Source organism: Streptomyces sp. NPDC003379 (genome assembly GCF_053589195.1).
The window spans coordinates 1-17,260 of record NZ_JBSFRK010000028.1 but is presented as its reverse complement, the minus strand read 5'-3'; the positions used below and the strand labels follow the sequence as shown (position 1 = coordinate 17,260).

The 17,260-nt window shown below is 72.3% G+C and carries 13 protein-coding genes; 11 read left to right on the top strand and 2 right to left on the bottom strand.

Annotated elements, in window-relative coordinates; genetic code table 11:
• Positions 1-24: 24 nt before the first annotated feature.
• Together ACWDVB_RS25645 and ACWDVB_RS25640 are read right to left on the bottom strand one after the other, a co-directional pair.
• Positions 25-5,766, bottom strand: coding sequence for a type I polyketide synthase (locus ACWDVB_RS25645; RefSeq protein WP_451519602.1), 5,742 nt, complete (start codon positions 5,764-5,766; stop codon positions 25-27).
• A gap of 32 nt (positions 5,767-5,798) precedes the next feature.
• Complete coding sequence (locus tag ACWDVB_RS25640) at positions 5,799-6,119, bottom strand: acyl carrier protein (protein WP_451519601.1); 321 nt, start codon at positions 6,117-6,119, stop codon at positions 5,799-5,801.
• A gap of 261 nt (positions 6,120-6,380) precedes the next feature.
• Here ACWDVB_RS25640 and ACWDVB_RS25635 point away from each other — a divergent pair, with 261 nt between their 5' ends.
• The 11 genes from ACWDVB_RS25635 to serS all read left to right on the top strand — a co-directional run bounded on the left by ACWDVB_RS25635 (position 6,381) and on the right by serS (position 17,103).
• Positions 6,381-8,021, top strand: a complete 1,641-nt coding sequence (locus tag ACWDVB_RS25635; RefSeq protein ID WP_451519600.1) for an aldehyde dehydrogenase family protein — start codon at positions 6,381-6,383, stop codon at positions 8,019-8,021.
• A gap of 34 nt (positions 8,022-8,055) precedes the next feature.
• Positions 8,056-9,195, top strand: coding sequence for an acyl-CoA dehydrogenase (locus ACWDVB_RS25630; RefSeq protein ID WP_451519599.1), 1,140 nt, complete (start codon positions 8,056-8,058; stop codon positions 9,193-9,195).
• A 42-nt stretch (positions 9,196-9,237) separates the two neighbouring features.
• A complete protein-coding gene (locus ACWDVB_RS25625; protein WP_451519598.1) occupies positions 9,238-10,548 on the top strand; it encodes an aspartate aminotransferase family protein in 1,311 nt (436 codons plus the stop codon).
• A gap of 2 nt (positions 10,549-10,550) precedes the next feature.
• Positions 10,551-11,033, top strand: a complete 483-nt coding sequence (locus ACWDVB_RS25620; protein ID WP_451519597.1) for an SRPBCC family protein — start codon at positions 10,551-10,553, stop codon at positions 11,031-11,033.
• A 21-nt stretch (positions 11,034-11,054) separates the two neighbouring features.
• Positions 11,055-11,597 (top strand): hypothetical protein, encoded by a 543-nt coding sequence (locus ACWDVB_RS25615; RefSeq protein ID WP_451519596.1) that lies wholly within the window; start codon positions 11,055-11,057, stop codon positions 11,595-11,597.
• Positions 11,594-12,148 carry a flavin reductase family protein gene (locus ACWDVB_RS25610; protein WP_451519595.1) on the top strand — a complete coding sequence of 185 codons (555 nt, stop codon included), beginning with the start codon at positions 11,594-11,596 and terminating at the stop codon, positions 12,146-12,148. The genes ACWDVB_RS25615 and ACWDVB_RS25610 overlap by 4 nt, the downstream gene beginning before the upstream one ends.
• Positions 12,145-13,128 (top strand): VlmB-like protein, encoded by a 984-nt coding sequence (locus tag ACWDVB_RS25605; protein WP_451519594.1) that lies wholly within the window; start codon positions 12,145-12,147, stop codon positions 13,126-13,128. The genes ACWDVB_RS25610 and ACWDVB_RS25605 overlap by 4 nt, the downstream gene beginning before the upstream one ends.
• On the top strand, positions 13,125-14,147 hold the full coding sequence (locus ACWDVB_RS25600; protein ID WP_451519593.1) for a beta-ketoacyl-ACP synthase III: 1,023 nt from the start codon (positions 13,125-13,127) through the stop codon (positions 14,145-14,147). Before ACWDVB_RS25605 ends, ACWDVB_RS25600 begins: the two co-directional genes overlap by 4 nt.
• Positions 14,148-14,223: 76 nt before the next feature.
• Positions 14,224-14,454, top strand: coding sequence for an acyl carrier protein (locus ACWDVB_RS25595; RefSeq protein ID WP_055530471.1), 231 nt, complete (start codon positions 14,224-14,226; stop codon positions 14,452-14,454).
• The gene (locus tag ACWDVB_RS25590; protein WP_451519592.1) at positions 14,454-15,674 is read left to right on the top strand and encodes a beta-ketoacyl-[acyl-carrier-protein] synthase family protein; all 1,221 of its coding nucleotides are present in this window, start codon (positions 14,454-14,456) and stop codon (positions 15,672-15,674) included. Before ACWDVB_RS25595 ends, ACWDVB_RS25590 begins: the two co-directional genes overlap by 1 nt.
• 151 nt (positions 15,675-15,825) lie before the next feature.
• A complete protein-coding gene (gene serS, locus ACWDVB_RS25585) occupies positions 15,826-17,103 on the top strand; it encodes a serine--tRNA ligase (protein WP_451519591.1) in 1,278 nt (425 codons plus the stop codon).
• Positions 17,104-17,260: the final 157 nt, after the last annotated feature.

Below are 17,260 nucleotides of genomic sequence, written 5' to 3'. Positions count from 1 at the left end.
GGGTGTCGTGAGGGTGAGTAGATGTCAGGGGTGCTGCTGCGTGGCCGGGGCCAGACGTCCGTCGAGGAACTCGGTGAGCCTGCGCACCGTCGGGTGGTCGAAGGTCAGCGAGGCGGGCAGCGGCAGCCGGAACAGCGTCTCCAGGCCGCCCTTGACGGTCTGGGCCATCAGCGAGTCCAGGCCGAGCGAGACGAACTCGGCGTTCGGGTCGAGGTCGTCCTCGGCGTCCATGTGCAGGGCGGCGGCGACCTTCTCGCGCACGGCCGCGCCGATCAGGGCCGTACGGTCCGGCTTCGGCAGGGCGGCCAGCGCGGCGAGGTCGAGCCCTGTGCCGTCCGCGCCGCCCTGGTCGTGGCGGGCGAGCCGGTCGTAGAACGCGTCGTCCACGGCGCCGCCCACCACATAGCGCGCCCAGTCGAACTCGCCCACCACCCGGCGGCTGCCGGGCCGCTGCCAGAGCCGCGCCAGGGTGTCCAGCGCCCTGGTGGGCGAGAAGAAGCGGACGCCGCTGCGGTCGATCTCCTGGGCCAGCTGCTCGTCGAGCCGGGCGGACATGCCGACCCTGGCCCAGGCGCCCCAGTTGACGGAGAGGCCGGGCAGGCCCTGGACACCACGCCACTCGGCGAGGCTGTCGAGGCCCGCGCTCGCGGCGGCGTAGTGGCCCTGCGTGGCGCCGCCGAGGACGGCGGCGATCGAGGAGTACGTCACGAAGAAGTCGAGGTCGGGGAAGAACTCCTCCGCGGCCTCGTGCAGCAGCCAGCCGCCGTACGCCTTCGGGGCCAGCTGGGCGTCGATGGACTCCCAGGTCAGCTCGGCGATCAGCTTCTTGTCGAAGGAGCCGGCCGCGTGGACGACACCGCCGACAGGGCGGGGTCCCGCCGCCAGCTCCTCGGCCAGGCGCCGCACGTCGTCGGCGCTGCTCACATCGGCCCGTACGACGGTGACCTCCGCCCGCTCGGACAGTTCGGCGAGCACCGGCGCGGCCTCTTCGGCGGCCCGTCCGCCGCGGCTGACCAGGGTCAGGTGGCGGGCGCCGAGCGAGACCAGCTTGCGGGCGGTGACCAGGCCGAGGCCGCCGAGACCGCCGGTGACGAGGTAGGTGCGGTCCGGGCGGACGCGGGCAGGCGCGGGCTCGGTGTCCGGGCCGCCGGGCACGTCCACCCAGACCTCGGCGCGGGAACCGGAGGCCGCGGTGCGCAGCGCCTCGCCGATCTCTTCGAGCCGGAAGGCCGTGGCCCCGGCCCGCCCCTTGCCGCTCGCCGCGCCGGGGGCGAGTGTCACCTCGGCGGCGGGGACGGTGAGGGTGGCGCGCAGGGCGCCGTCATGGCGTACGCAGACCTCGTCGCCCGCGGTGAACGCGGCCTCGGCACCGGCCGCGATGACCGTTCCCGCGGCCAGCGAACCGAGCACGGGACCGGCGCCGCCGGACTGTTCGCCGTCCAGGGCCGCCTGGGCGTCCGCGGCGGTGACGGCGACCGAGACGACCCGCACCTGGACCTCGCCGGCCGCGGGGGCGCGGTCCTCGACGGGTGCGAGGGAGAGGTCGGAGAGGTCGCCGGAGTCCGGGGTGCGCAGGGCGAAGCCGCCGGGCCAGGTGCGGGTGGAGTCGCCGGGCAGCAGCCTGCGGACGTGGCGCCGGCCCGCGCGGAGGGCGACCTGGTACTCGCCGGGCGCCTCGGCGCGGAACTCGTCGAGCAGCGCCGACAGGTCGCCGCCGGGCTCGACGTCGACCAGCGTCGCGCGGTACTGGGGCGACTCGGTGAGCAGCACCCTGCCGAAGCCCCACAGGGTGGCGGAGCCGAGGTGGGCGCCGCTGCCGGGCCGGTCGCCGGGCAGCCGCTGGGCGCCCTCGGTGACCAGCCAGAGGCGGGGCGGCCGCTGCTGGGCTGCGGCGTCGAGGACGGTCAGCAGGCCGAGCAGCTCGCGGTAGTTGTGCTCGCACTCGGTGCGCAGCAGCTCGGCGGACATGGTGCCGGGCAGCGGCTGCCAGTTCCAGCAGACGTCGGTGACGGAGGTGTCCTCCAGGGCGGCCTTGAGCGCGGTGGGGTCCGTGACGGGCGTGACGCGCAGACCGCCGTCGGCGGAGGCAGCGGCGCCCTCGGTGATACCGGCGCCTTCGGGACGGCCGAGGAGCAGCACGTGCCGGGGCCCCGTGCCCGACGCGACGGCGGGCAGGGCGCGGCGCACCCACTCCGGGCGGTGCAGGAACTGCCGCTGTCCGGACGGGTCTTCGGGGCGGGTGAGGGTGACGCCGCCGAGTTCGAGGACGGGCGTGCCGTTCTCCAGGACCAGGATGTCGGCGAGGCGCCGGTCCTGTTCCGTGCCGACGCGGGCGACGACGCTCAGCCGCTCGCCGCGGGGCTTCTTGAAGTGACGTACGGACGTGATCTCCCGGGGGAGGAACACCGGGCCCTCGGGGTCGAGGGCGACGGCCGCCTCCAGCGCGGCCTCGATCAGCTCGGCGGGCACCTGCTCGACGGCGGTGGTGCCCCGGCAGCTCAACTCGCCGGTGAACACGCCGTCCTGGTGGCGGCCGGCGCTCAGCAGGGCGCGGGCGCGCGGTCCGTGCGGGCGGCCCACCGCGGCGAGGTCGGTGTAGAGGTCCTCGGCGTCGCTCTCCAGGGTGGCGGGTTCCATGGCGAGCCCGGTGAGCCGCGGCTCGTCCTGGTCCTGCCCGGCGGCGAGCACGGCGGTCGCGTGCACCCGCTCGCCGCGCTTCTCGTCACCGTCCTTCTCGTCACCCTCCTTCTCGGCGACGGTCAGGACGGTCACCTCGGCGCCGCCGTCCGCGCGCGGCCGCAGCCGGGTGGTCAGGGTGAGCGGGGTCTCGGCCGTCAGGGTGAGGGGTTCGAGCAGCCGCAGCTCCTGGACGGCGGCGCGGGTGTGGCCGTGGACGGCGTCCTGGAGCGCGAGCAGCAGGTCGACGTAGGCGCCGGCGGGCAGCGTCGTACGGTCGCCGTCGGCGAAGTCGGCGAGCGCGCCCAGCTCCTCGACGGTGAACTCGGCCGCGAACTCACGTACGTGACCCTCCACTTGCACCTCGGTGCCGAGCAGCGGGTGGTGCGCCGTCCCGCCCTGCGCGCCGCCCCTGCGCGGGGTGACGGAGGGCAGCCAGTAGCGCTTGCGCTGGAATGCGTAGGTGGGCAGTGCCGTCTTGGCCGGGACGGCGCGGCCCTCGTGGTAGCCGGCCCAGGAGACCGGCAGGCCCGCCGTGTAGTACTCCGCGAGCGCCCGCAGCGTGGTGTCGCCGCCGCGGTCGCGCCGCCGCAGGCTGGCCAGCCACAGGTGGTCGGCGACGGGCAGCGAGCGCTGGGCGAGGGCGGTCAGCGCGGTGGAGGGGCCGATCTCGACGAGGGCGTGGCGCCCGCGCCGGGCCACGGCGCGGATGCCCGCCAGGAACTGCACCGGCTCGCCGATGTGCCGCACCCAGTAGTCGGGGGTGCCGATCTCGGCGAACCGGGCGAGCTTGCCGGTGACGTTGGAGATGAGGCTGATGGCCGGCTCGTGGAAGGTGATGCCGGACAGGGCGGCGCGGAAGTCGTCGTACACCTCGGCCATGAGCGGCGAGTGGAAGGCGTGCGACACGGCCAGCTGGTCGACGCGCAGCCCCTGGGCGAGCAGCTGCTCGGTGACCTGCGCGAGCGCCTGCGCGCCGCCCGAGATCACGCACTGGTCGGGCGCGTTGGCGGCGGCGAGCGCCAGGTCGGCGTGGGGTTCGAGGAGCGGCAGGACGTCCTCGGCGGGGGCGGCGACGGCGGCCATGCCGCCCTCGGAGCGCACGGCCTGCATGAGCCGGGCGCGGGCGGCGACGAGCGTCACGGCGTCCGGGAGGCTGAACAGGCCCGCGACCGCGGCGGCGGCGGCCTCGCCGATGCTGTGTCCGATGAGCACGTTCGGGCGCACGCCCCAGTCCATCCAGAGCTGGGCGAGCGCGTACTCCAGGGTGAACAGGGCGGGCTGGGTGTACTCGGTGCGGTCGATCGCCTCGGGGTCGTCGGCGGTGCCGATGACCAGATCGCGTATGGAGCGCCCGAGGTGGGCCGAGAACAGCCCGTCGCAGGCGTCGACGTGGCGGCGGAAGACCGGGAAGCGCTCGTACAGGTGGGCGCCCATGCCCGCGTACTGCGAGCCCTGGCCGCTGAACATGAACGCGACCTTGCGGACACCGGCCGGGCCCTGGTGGTCGTGGTCGGCGGCCTTGTCCAGGAGCTTGGTGAGCGCGGCGCGGTCGGTGACGGGGCCCGCGACGCGGTACGGGTGGTGGGTGCGCGAGACGTTGCCGGTGTAGCAGAGCTCGTCGACCGGCAGGTCCGGGGCCCCGGCCAGCAACTGACGGTAGCTCTCCACCTGTTCGCGCAGGGCGGCGGCGGTCTTGGCGGAGAGCGTGAACATGGGCGTCGCGGGCGCCTCACCCGGCGCGCTGTCCCGTGCCACCGCCGTCGGAGGCTGCTCCAGGACGACCGCGCCGATCGTGCCCGCGAACCCGAAGCTGTTGACGACCGCGCGCCGGACCGGCGCCTTCCACGGCTCGCACGCGGTGGGCACCCGCACCGGGTACAGGTCCCAGGGGATGCGGCCCGAGGGGGTGTCCAGGTTGAGGTGCGGGTAGATCGTGGCGGACCTGATCTGGAGGACGGCCTTGATGACGCCGACGATGCCGGACGCGGGCTCCATGTGGCCGAGGTTGGTCTTCACGGAGCCGACGAGCAGCGGGTCGCTCTTGGTGTGCGAGTCGGCGAAGGTGTCGCCGATGGCGCCGAACTCGATGGGGTCGCCCAGCGGGGTGCCGGTGCCGTGCGCCTCCACGTACTGGATGTCCTCGGGCGCGAGCGCGGCGGCGGCGAGCGCGGAGCGGATCACCTTCTCCTGCGCCGGTCCGTTGGGCACCGTCAGGCCGGCACTGTCGCCGTCCTGGCCGACGGCGGTGCCCCTGACCAGGGCGAGAACCGTGTCGCCGTCGCGGGTGGCGTCCGAGAGCCTCTTGAGTACGACGATGCCGCAGCCCTCCGCGCGGGCGTACCCGTCGGCGGACTCGTCGAAGGTCTTGCACTGGCCGTCGGGGGACAGCATCTGCGCGTTGGAGAACATCACCGGGATGCGCGGGTGGTGCAGGGCGTTGACGCCGCCGCACAGCGCGATGTCGGTCTCGCCGGCGCGCAGCCCCTGGACGGCGACGTGCAGGGCGGCCAGGGACGACGAGCAGGCGGTGTCGATGCTCATGCTCGGGCCGCGCCAGCCGAGGAAGTACGAGAGCCGCCCCGACAGCGGGAACATGGTGATCCCGGAGGCGAGCAGCCCGTCGAGGTCCTCGTACGGCAGGGAGTCCAGTTCGAGGGCGTAGTCGATGGAGCTGGCGCCGATGTAGACGCCGCCGTTGCCGCGGCGCAGCGGCGCCGGGTCGATGTTGGCGTGCTCCAGGGCCTGCCAGGCGGTCTCCAGCAGCATGCGCTGCTGGGGGTCCATGTACTGGGCTTCCTTCGGGGAGATGTTGAAGAAGGCCGCGTCGAAACGGTCGATGCGGTCGAGGAATCCACCGGACGTCGTGTGAATCTTTCCCTTGTCGTCCGGGCTCTGCGGGGTGAACGCTTCGACGTCCCAACGGTCACCCGGAATGGGGCCGATGCCGGAGCGTCCCTCACGCAGGAAGGCGTCGAATTCGTCGAGCGAATTGCTGCCGCCGGGGAATCGCAGGCCGACGCCGACGATCGCGATCGGTTCGGGCGCCCGGCCGGACACCTGATTGTTCTCTGATTCCTCGTGCGGCATTCCGAGTCTCCTTCTCTCCGGGACCTGGTGGATCAGTTGGTGCCGGGTGTCGCGCCGGCTGTCGCGTGCGAGGAATCACTGACCGCGTCGACGAGATAGTCGAGGAGCCGGCCGACCGTGGGCTCGTTGAAGAGCACGTTCGCGTTGATGGAGAGGTCGAGGATTCCCTCCAGGGTCTGCCTCATCTCGGTGAGCTTCAGCGAGGTGAGACCGAGGTCGAAGTAGCTGATGTCGAGCGGCAGGTCCTCGGTCTCGTCCATGAGCAGACTCGCCCGGAACTTGGCCACGAGGAGCTGCTCCATTTCTTCGGCGAGTTCTGGCCGGGGCAGTTCCCTGAATTGCTGAAGTGTCATGTGTACGGGAGACATGGAGCCATGTAAGCAACGGCGGCTGACGCCCCACTGACGTCGCGCGCGTACCACTTGGGCCCGCCACTCAGTCCCCCTTTCGCGCATCGCTTCGGGGGTTGGCTCAATCAGTTCGGAACCGGCGATCAGTACGGCGTCAGCGCCGGGTCAGATCGGACTGCCACGATCGAGATGCTTCGAAACAAGAGCTCACCAGATCGCCAGATCGGAATCCACTCGGAGAACCCCCACCCCGAAAGGCTGATAATGCTGCGCGGCGCCATACAGGAGGAAAGTGCTCCGGCACGCTCCGGACTCAAGAGCTACGACCTCTATATCGCGGGCAAGGACGTCGCGGGTGACGGGTGGGTCTACACCGTCAGCGGGCGTTCCCTGCTGGAAGACGTCTTCACCAGTGTGAGCCTCAAGCGCACACTGGAGCAGGACCCCGAATCCGACGCGGCCAACCACCCCTATGTGGTGGGACGGTGCGCGATCGCCGACGACTCCGCCATCGACCTGGCCACGCAGGCCGCCGCCGCCGCGGCGCCGGACTGGGCGGCCGTCCCGCAGGAGCGGCGGATGCGCCTCGGCACCCGCTTCCGCGAGGAACTCATCAAGCACCAGGACGAGTTCCTGGAAATGCTGGTCGCCGAATCCCACCCGGTGAAGCTGGCCCGCTGGGAGCTGAGCTGCCTGCTCCAGATCTACGCCCCCGGCAGCCTGCGCTGGTACACGAAGCAGATGCGCGTCGAGAAGGAGTACGGCGGCCGCAAGCTGATCCTCCAGCGCCAGCCGGACGGCGTGGTCGCCTTCAACCCGCCGCAGAACGCCCCGCTGCCCAGCGCCGCGCTCTCCGTGCTCGCCCTGATGGCCGGCAACGCCGTCGTGGTCCGGGCGCCGCGCAGCATCGCGCTGTCCACCATGTGGCTGCTGCGGGACATCGTCGCGCCGCTCCTGGAGGAGTTCGACGCCCCGCCGGGTGTCCTGAACGCGGTGTGCAGCAACCCCAAGCAGACCATGGACCGCTGGGTCACCGACCCGCTGATCAACGACATCTTCTACATCGGCGGCAGCCAGGAGGGCCTGCGCTTCGAGCAGGCCTGCGTGGCCAACGGCAAGAAGCCCATCCTCGAACTGGCCGGCAACGACGGCATCGTGGTGTGGAAGGACGCCGACGTGAAGTGGGCGGCCGAGGCCATCACCGAGTCGTTCTTCGGCTCCGGCCAGATCTGCATGGTGCCCAACTACGTACTGGCCCACCCGGCGGTCGCGGACGCCCTCATCGCCGAGGTCAAGGAGCAGGTCAAGGCCATCAAGCCGGGCTTCCCCGAGGAGGAGGACGTCCTGCTCTCCCCGGTGCGCCGCAGCGAGCGCTTCTTCCGGCTGCTGCGCCAGGCCCTGGACAACGGCGCCGAGCTGGTCACCGGCGGCAACCGCACGGAACTCGACGGCACCCCTTCGGAGACCGGTGTCTTCCTCCAGCCGACCGTCGTACGCGTCGACGGCCTGGACCGGGCCCGCACCTACGACGTCGTACGCGAGGAGACGTTCTTCCCGCTGATCCCCGTCATCGTGCCGGAGGCCGACAACGACGACGCGCTCCTGGAGGACTTCCTCAGGTTCGTCAACTCCAACGAGTACGGGCTGCGCAACTCCCTGTGGTCGCGCTCCGACCACGTCATCGACACCTTCGTGCGCCGCGTCGTCAACGGCGGCCTGCTGAAGGTCAACGACTCCCACATCGGCTTCCTGCCGTACCTGCCGAGCCACGGCGGCACCGGCCGTACCGGCGGCGCCTTCGGCGAGGCCAACTACCCGATGCTCAAGACCTCCCACGTGCAGGGCGTCAGCATCGCGCGCGACGTCAGCCCCTACCAGGCGGTTTTCGGCGCCTTCGACGACTGACCCATTCCGCCCCCTCTCCTTCGGAGGTTCTGACGTGCGTTCCCTCGATGCCGCTCGGGCCGTCTGCGAGCGCTACCACCCCGGTCTGCTCAAGGAGCTGGAGCAGATCCCCTACACCGAACGGGAGAAGCCCGGCAGCCCGATCATCGACCTCTTCCGCATCCACGGCGGGGTCGGCCTGCTGATACCCGAGAGGTTCGGCGGGCACGGCGCGGGGCCGCTGGACGCCCTCCACACCCAGCTGGCCCTCGGCTCCCTGTCGCCCTCCCTCGTCGCGGCCGTGTCCATGCACCACTTTACCGTCGCCATGCTCTACTCGCTGGCCGTCGAGAAGGGCCGGCTCACCGACGCGCAGACCGATCTGCTGCGCCGGGCCGTCCCGGACCAGCAGGTGATGGCCTCCGGCTGGGCCGAGGGCCGCACCGAGCAGAACATCCTCACCCCCGCGGTGACCGCCCGCCCGGTCGAGGGCGGCTATCTGCTGTCCGGCGCCAAGAAGCCGTGCAGCCTCTCCCGTTCGATGAGCCTGCTCACCGCGAGCATCGCCATCCACGGCCTGGAGGGCGACCCCGAACTGGCGCTCGCCCTGGTGCCCTCCGACGCGCCCGGCCTGACCGTCCGCCCCTTCTGGGGCAACGAACTGCTGGCCGGCGCCGAGAGCGACGAGGTGCGCCTGGAGGACGTCTTCGTACCGAAGGACATGGTCGTACGCGCCGGGGCCGACGATCCGCGCCGCCTGGACGATCTGCAGACGGCCGGATTCGTCTGGTTCGAGATGCTCATCACCGCCGGCTACCTGGGAAGCGCGGCCGCCCTGGTCGAGCAGGTCCAGGAGCGGGAGCGCGGCAACGTCCAGGAGCGGGCCGCCCTCGCGGTCGAGCTGGAGGCCGCCGTGGCGCTGCTCGAGGGCGTGGCCCGCGCGATCGGCCCCGAGCCGGGCGACGAGGCGTCGGTGGCCCGGGTGCTCGTCGCCCGCTACGCCGTGCAGAACGCGCTGCCCCGCATCACCTCGCGCTCCCTGGAGCTCCTCGGCGGCCTGGACTTCATCCGCGGCTCCGACCACGCCCTCGCGGCGGCCGCCTCCACGGCGCTCGCCTTCCACCCGCCCGGCCGGGGCGCCGCCGCCGAGCCGCTCCTGCGCTACTTCGACGGCGGACCGCTGGTCCTCGCCTGACCGCCGCCCCGCCCGCACCCGTTCCTTTGGAGTGAGAGATCCGTGACCATAACGCAGGAAACCCCCGCGCCCGCGGCCTCCGCGGCCTCCGCGGCCGACACCGAGGCGGAGGTCCTCGGCCTGTACCGCGCCCACCTGAGCAAGGGCAGGGCCACCCTCGCCGAACTCTTCGGCAGCCACATGGAGGTGGCCTCCGAAGGCGCCTGGCTCACCACCAGCGACGGCGAGCGCTTCCTCAACACCGGCGGCTACGGCGTGTTCATCATGGGCGCCCGCCACCCCATCGTGATGGAGGAGGTGGAGCGCCAGCTCCGCACGCACCCCACCGCCACCCGCATCCTCCTCGAACCGACAGTGGCCCGCGCCGCCGAGGCCCTGGTCTCCGTCATGCCCCAGGGCCTGGACCGCGTGCACTTCTCGCTGTCCGGCGCCGAGGCCGTGGAGACCGGCCTGAAGCTGGCCCGCGCGGGCGGCTTCAAGCGGACGATCTCCATGCGGGGCGGCTACCACGGCAAGACGCTCGGCGCCCTGTCCGCCACCGCGAAGGAGGTCTACCAGAAGCCGTTCCGGCCGCTGATCCCCGACTTCCAGCACCTGCCGTTCGGTGACACCGACGCCCTGGAGGCCGAGCTGGCCGCCCACCCCGGCGAGGTCTGCGTCATCCTGGAGCCCGTCCAGGGCGAGGGCGGCGTCATCATCCCGCCCAAGGGCTATCTGAAGCGGGTCGAGGAACTGGTCCGCGAGCACGACGGGTTCCTGATCCTCGACGAGGTGCAGTCCGGCTTCGGCCGCCTCGGCGAGTGGTGGGGCGCCGACATCGAGGGCGTACAGCCCGACGTGCTGCTCGCCGGCAAGGCGCTCGGCGGCGGTGTGCTGCCGGTCTCCGCGGCGATCGCCACCCGCAAGGCGTTCCGGCCCTTCGACAAGGACCCCTACGTCCACACCTCGACCTTCTCCGGGCAGCCCCTCCTGATGGCCGCGGTGCGCGGCGCCGTGCGGGCCATGAAGGAGGAGCGCCTGGTCACCCGGGCCACCGACCTGGGCGCCGCGCTGCTGCCGCGGATCGCCGAGATCGCGTACCGCAACATCCCCGAACTCGTCGTCGACGTGCGCGGCCAGGGCCTGCTCATCGGCGTGGAGCTCGTCGAGGCGGGTCTCGCCGGCGAGCTGCTGATCGAGCTCTTCAACCACGGCGTGGTCGCCAACCACTCCATGAATGGCAGCTCGGTGGTGCGGTTCACGCCGCCCGCCATCCTCAGCGACACCGATGTGGAGTTCCTCCTCAACTCCTTCGACCTGGCCACCCGCGACCTCGTGCGCGGCGCGGCCACCATGCCGGAAGGCGGTAACTGATCGTGCGGCACGTAGAACTGGAAGCAGTGGTCCCCGCGGAGCAGGTCTCCACGGTCTTCGACTCCGTGATGCGCTGGGAGAAGTACCCGGACCTGGCCCCTCACGTGAACTCCACCACGGTGCACGCCACGCTGCCCGCCGAGAAGTGCAGCTCCAGCTGGGAACTGCACTTCCGCAGCGGTCTGCTGCGCTGGACCGAGGACGACGTCTTCCTGCCGGAGCAGGGCGTGATCCGCTTCGAGCAGTCCGACGGCGACTTCGACTCCTTCGTCGGCGTGTGGTCCCTGACGCAGGACGGCGACGACGTCGCGGTGCGCTTCGACGGTGACTTCGACTTCGGCATCCCGAGCCTGGAGGGCATCCTCGACCCGATCGCCGAGCGGGTCATCAAGGAGACCGTCGCCTGGGCGCTGACCGGTCTCTTCCCGAGCACGCGGATCGCGGGCGGCATGGAACTGTCGCAGCCCGCCGCCGTCGGCGCCTGAGACCCCTGCCAGGAGCTGACCATGGACCAGGCCAATCCCTTCGAGACGCCGAAGACGTTCTCCCTGCACCGCGCCGAGTACCTGGTGGGCTTCGCGGTCTCCACCGGGCTGCTCATCGCCCACATCGGCGAGATCCGCTGGATCCCGGCGGTCGCGCTCTTCCTCTACATCGACCTGATCGGCTACATCCCCGGCGCGATCGCCTTCAAGCGCAGCGGCGGGAAGCCGATCTCCAAGGTGTACTACGTCCTCTACAACGTGATGCACAGCCTCATCACGCAGGCCGCGGTGGCCGCGGCCTGGTGCTGGCTGATCGGTCCCGAGTGGGCGCTGCTCGTGCTGCCCTTCCATCTCTTCGGCGACCGCGGCCTCTTCGGCAACTTCATGAAGTCCTTCGCGCTGCCCTTCGAGCCGGTGCGCCAGAGCGGCTATCTGCGGCTCCTGGACGACCTCGGGCTCGCCCACCCCAAGCCGGTCGGTCACACCCAGGACCCGGAGCCGGTCGGCCACATCGTCGAACTGCCCGTCCCGGCGGCCCGTTCACGTGAGGAGGCCCTGCGATGAGCACCCTCACCACGCTGCGCCGCCCGGTGCGCCAGGACCCCGCGGAGCGCCGCCGGGCGCTGTATCACCTGGCGTCGCCCGTGTCGGTGCTGACCGTCGGCCACGCCGGGCAGCTGCACGGCACCACGGCGAGCACGGTCACGCTGGTCTCGCGCGAGCCGCTGCTCATCGGGGTCGCCCTGCGGCCCGGCTCGTCGTTCGCGCGGCTCGCCGCGGCCGAGGGGCGCTTCGTCGTCAACGTACTGGACGGCGGACAGGGCGAACTGGCGCGGTGGTTCGCGGACAGCTCGCGGCCCGACGGCAGCGCCCAGTTCGCCGGCACGTCCTGGACGGCCGACTCGTACGCCGGCGCGCCCCGCCTGACCGGAGCGCTCGCCCACTACTCGTGCCGGGTCCACTCCTCGCACCGGGCGGGCGACGGCGAGGTGCTGCTCGGCTACGTCGTACGCGCCACCGCCGACAGCCGGCCCCCGCTGTTCAGCTACGCGGGCGACCTCGTCGCAGGCGCCCTGCATCCCGCCCGCACCACGAAGGAGACATCGGCATCATGACCGGTTCTGTGGCCCCCGAGGCCGACTGGGACAAGGCGCCCGGCCTGCTCGACGGCGCGAAGGAACTCACCCTCGGACCCGACGACTGCGACCTCGCCTACTGGTTCACCTCCGTCGCCCAGGGCACCCTGCGCGACCGCGGCGAGACCGGGCACCACGCGGACGCGACGGTCCCCGACTTCCTGAAGGCGCCGGGGCCGCTGCGCGACGCGCTGGTCCTGGAGTTCGGCTTCCGCGGCCTGTCCGAGGAGATCGCCACACGGCTGCTCGGCCACTATGTGGCGCTCGCCCCGGGCGTGCCCGAGATGGAGTTCTACGCCACCCAGCTCATCGACGAGGCACGGCACGCCCGCGTCTTCCGCAACCACCTGGTGGAGCTGGGACACCCCGCGGGCACCCTCCTCAAGGACATCGACGAGATGGCCGCGGACTACCGTGAGCGGGTCCTGGACCCGGTCGTCGACTTCACCCTCGACATCGTCCGCGACCAGGCCGACTTCGCCGGCGGCGTCGCCGTGTTCGCCATCGTCATCGAGGGCGTGCTCGCCCCGGCCGCCGAGCTGAGCGAGCGCAAGTGGACCCCGCTGTCCCCCGCCACCGGGGAGATCTCGCGGGGCACCGCCATCGACGAGATCCGCCATCTGACGGTGGCAAGCACCATCCTGCGCGACCACGTCGTCGCCCACCCCGAGTACCGCCCGCGCCTCATGGAGATCCTGCGGGCCGGGGTGAAGCTCTGGGACGAGATCCCCGACCGGGAGTTCGTCATCCACCGCGAGGAGCTGTTCCAGAAGGGCATGGCCGACCACGCCGACCGAATCGGCGACTACGAGATCTGGCCCGGCGTAAGGATGCTCGACACCACCCCGGAGCAGCGCTACGACATGGCCGAGCAGTGGACGGATGAGATGGCCGAGTCCCGCATGGCGTACATGGGGCTGCCCGTCGAGGTCCTCAGCGGCGCGGAGCCGGGCGCATGAGCGGCGCGGCCCGGCCACTCGGCCGGTCGGCGGTGATCTGCGGCATCGGCGGTTACGTGCCGCCGAACCTGGTGACCAACGACGAGCTCTCGCGGCGCCTCGACACCTCCGACGCGTGGATACGCTCCCGCACCGGAATCGCCGAGCGCTACGTGGTCTCGCCCGGCACCGCCACCTCCGACCTGGCGGTGGAGGCCGGTCTGCGCGCGCTGAAGTCGGCGGACACCGAACAGGTGGACGCCGTCGTCCTGGCCACCACCACTCCGGACCAGCCGTGCCCGGCGACCGCGCCGACGGTGGCCGCCCGGCTGGGGCTCGGGCAGGTGGCGGCGTTCGACGTGGCCGCCGTCTGCTCCGGGTTCCTCTACGGGCTCGCCACCGCGTCGGGGCTGATCGCCTCGGGGATGGCCGAGCGGGTGCTCCTCGTGGCGGCCGACGCGTTCACCACCATCGTCAACCCCGAGGACCGCACCACCGCGGTGATCTTCGCGGACGGCGCGGGCGCCGTGGTCCTGCGAGCCGGGGACGCCGGTGAGCCGGGCGCGGTGGGCCCGCTGGTCCTCGGCAGCGACGGCGAGCTGAGCCACCTCATCGAGGTGCCGGCCGGCGGCTCCCGGCAGCGTTCGTCGGGCACCGTGCCCGAGCCCGGCGACCAGTACTTCCGGATGCTCGGCCGCGACACCTACCGGCACGCGGTGGAGCGGATGACCGCCACCTCGCGGGAGGCGGCGGAGCTGTCCGGCTGGCGGCTGGCGGACGTGGACCGGTTCGCGGCCCACCAGGCGAACGCCCGCATCCTCGACTCCGTCGCGGAACGGCTCGGCATCCCCGCCGAGCGGCAGCTCAGCAACATCGAGCAGGTCGGCAACACCGGGGCCGCCTCGCTTCCGCTGCTCCTGTCCCAGTCCGCCGCCGACGGCCGGCTCACGGCCGGGCACCGGGTGCTGCTCACCGCGTTCGGCGGCGGGCTCTCCTGGGGGGCCGCGACGCTCGTCTGGCCCGAAGTGCAGTCCGTCTGACGCCCACCGGCGCCGGGCGGTACCTCCTCAAGACCCGTACGCCGCACAGGGCGTACGCCTTCCGAAAGGGAACGTCATGCTGGAGCAGCTCAAGGAAATCCTGTCCAACAAGCTCAAGGTGTCCCCCGAGGCCATCACTCCGGAGGCCACCAGGGACGACATCGAGCTGGACTCGCTCGCCGTGGTGGAGCTGTCGCTGCTGCTCAAGTCCGAACTGGACATAGACGTCAGCGACGACGACCTCCTGGAGGCCGAGACGGTGGCCGACATGGTGGCGCTCATGGAGACGAGGAGCGCGAAGGTCTGATGGCCGGCATCGACATCGCTGTCACCGGGCTCGGCCTCGTCACCCCGGGCGGTATCGGGGTCGGGCCGAGCTGGGCGGCGGTCTGCGAGGGCCGGTCGGGCGCGGCGTTCGATCCCGTACTGGCGGACAACCCGGTGCGGATCTCCTGCCGTGTGCCCGGCTTCGACCCCGAAGCGCTGCTGACGGCCCGCCGGGCCCTCCGCCTGGACCGGTTCGTCCAGTTCGCCCTGGTCGCGGCCCGCGAAGCCATCGCGGACGCCGGGCTCGACCCGCTGACCTGGGACGGTGCCCGGGTCGGGGTGGTGCTGGGCTGCGCGGACGGTGGTCCCGGCACGGTCGAGGAACAGCACCACGTGCTGCGGGAGAAGGGCGCCGACCGGGTCTCGCCGCTGCTGCTGCCCATGCAGCTGCCGAACATGCTGGCCGGTCAGACGGCCATCGAGTTCGGGGCGACGGGTCCCAACCTGGTGGTGGCCACGGCCTGCGCCTCCGGGGCGACGGCCATCGGCACGGCCCGGGACCTGCTCGCCCTCGGCCGCTGTGACGTCGTCCTGGCGGGCGGCAGCGAGGCCATGATCACTCCGCTGGTGATGGCCGGGTTCGCGCAGATGGGCGCCCTGTCCCGGCGCGAGGACGACCCGACGGTCGCCTCGCGTCCCTTCGACGCCGACCGGGACGGCTTCGTCGCGGGTGAGGGCGCCGGGATCCTCGTCATGGAACGCGTCGAGGACGCCCGGGCCCGCGGGGCGCATCAGCACGGCCGGATCATCGGCTACGGCGCCACCGCTGACGCCCATCACATGACGTCGCCGCATCCCGACGGCGCCGGAGTGGAGGCGGCGGTCCGCGCGGCCCTCGCCGACGCCGGGGCGGACCCGGACGACGTCCAGCACGTGAACGCCCACGGCACCTCGACGCCGCTCAACGACGTCGCCGAGGCGAGGATGATCAAACGGACCCTCCAGGGGGATCCGCTGGTCACCTCGACCAAGGGCGTGACCGGGCATCTCCTGGGGGCGGCGGGCGCGGTGGAGGCGGCGTTCACGCTGCTGAGCATCGAGCACGAACTGGTGCCGCCCGTCGCCAACCTGGTCATGCCGGACCGGGACGTCGACATCAAGCTCGCGTACTCGGCGACCTCCATGCCCATCGATCTGGCGCTCAGCAATTCCTGCGGGTTCGGCGGACAGAACACCGTCCTGGCCCTCGCCCCCGCGTGAACACCGGAGCGGACCCGCTCCCATCCCTCCCCCGACCCCTGCCCCGGCAGGGAGCCGCAGCCGCCCCCCGCCAGGGGGGCGGCTCGGCGCTTCCCAGCCCCCTTCATCCCCCTTTACTCCCTCCACCGCAGCCCCGACCCCAGGAGAAGCCATGCACGATCCGCGCGAACTGATCGCGTCCGGGCCCGACGCGGTGCGGCGCCTCGCCCGCCGCCGCTACGACCTCGACGTGGCCGCACTCGACGAGGCCCACCGCGGCCGCGCCGACGCCCAGGCCGAGGTGACCCGGCTGCGCACCGAGATGAACCGCGCGGCCCGCGACCGCCGGCCAGGACCGCCCTCCGAGCAGGACAAGGAGGCGGCCCGCGCACTGCGCACGGAGGTCCAGCGGGCCGAGGCCACCGCCAAGGAAGCGGGCAAGAGACTCGCCGACCTCGTCCTCGCCATCCCCAACATCCCCCTCGACACGGTGCCGGACGGCGACTCCGAGAAGGAGGCCGTGGAGGTGCGCCGCGGCGGCCCGCCCCCGTGCGAGGCGTCCGACGCCCGCCACCACGCCGACATCGGCGAACGGCTCGGCATCTTCGACGGCAAGGCCGCGGCCCGCCTCTCCGGCGCCCGCTTCACCGTGAGCCGCGGCCCCGGGGCCCGCCTGGAGCGCGCGCTCGCCGACTTCTTCCTCGACCTGCACACCGGCGAGCACGGCTACACCGAGCACTCCGTGCCGTTCCTCGTCAACCGCGACACCATGACCGGCACCGGCCAGCTCCCCAAGTTCGAGGAGGACCTGTTCGCCACCCAGGTCGGCGACCGCGAACTGTTCCTGATCCCCACCGCCGAGGTCCCGCTGACCAACCTGCTCGCCCAGCAGACCCTGGACGCCCGCCAGATGCCGTACGCGTTCACGTCGCGCACCCCGTGCTTCCGCGCCGAGGCGGGGGCGTACGGCAGGGACACCCGGGGCATCCTGCGCCTTCACCAGTTCGAGAAGGTGGAGCTGGTCCGCGTCTGCGCGCCCGAGGACGCGCCCGCGCAGCTGGAACTCATGCTCGGGCACGCCGAGGAGTGCCTGCGGCGTCTGGAACTCTCCTACCGGGTCGTGCGGTTGCCCGCGGGCGATCTCGGCTTCTCGGCCCGGACGACGTACGACATCGAGGTGTGGCTGCCGGGCAGCGGCTCCTACCGCGAGATCTCCTCCGTCTCCGACTGCGGCACCTTCCAGGCCCGCCGCGCCGGCATCCGCCACCGCACCGCGGACGGCCGCAAGGAGCACGCGGCGACCCTCAACGGCTCGGCGCTGCCCATCGGCCGCACGGTGGCCGCGCTCCTGGAGCAGGGCGCCCGGCCGGACGGTTCGGTCGAACTGCCCGAGGCACTCGTCTCGTACGCCGGTTTCCGCCGGATCCTGCCCGACGGCACGACCGGGTGACCCAGCCGGGCCGTCGCACACACCACAAGTGGGGGGAGTTCAGGTGATCACCTGAACTCCCCCCACTGCTGTGGGGGGGGGGCGGCCGGGGGGCGCCCGCCGCAAGTGGGGGGCCCCCGCGCCCGGGGCGGGGGGGGCCCGCGGGGGCGGGGAGGGG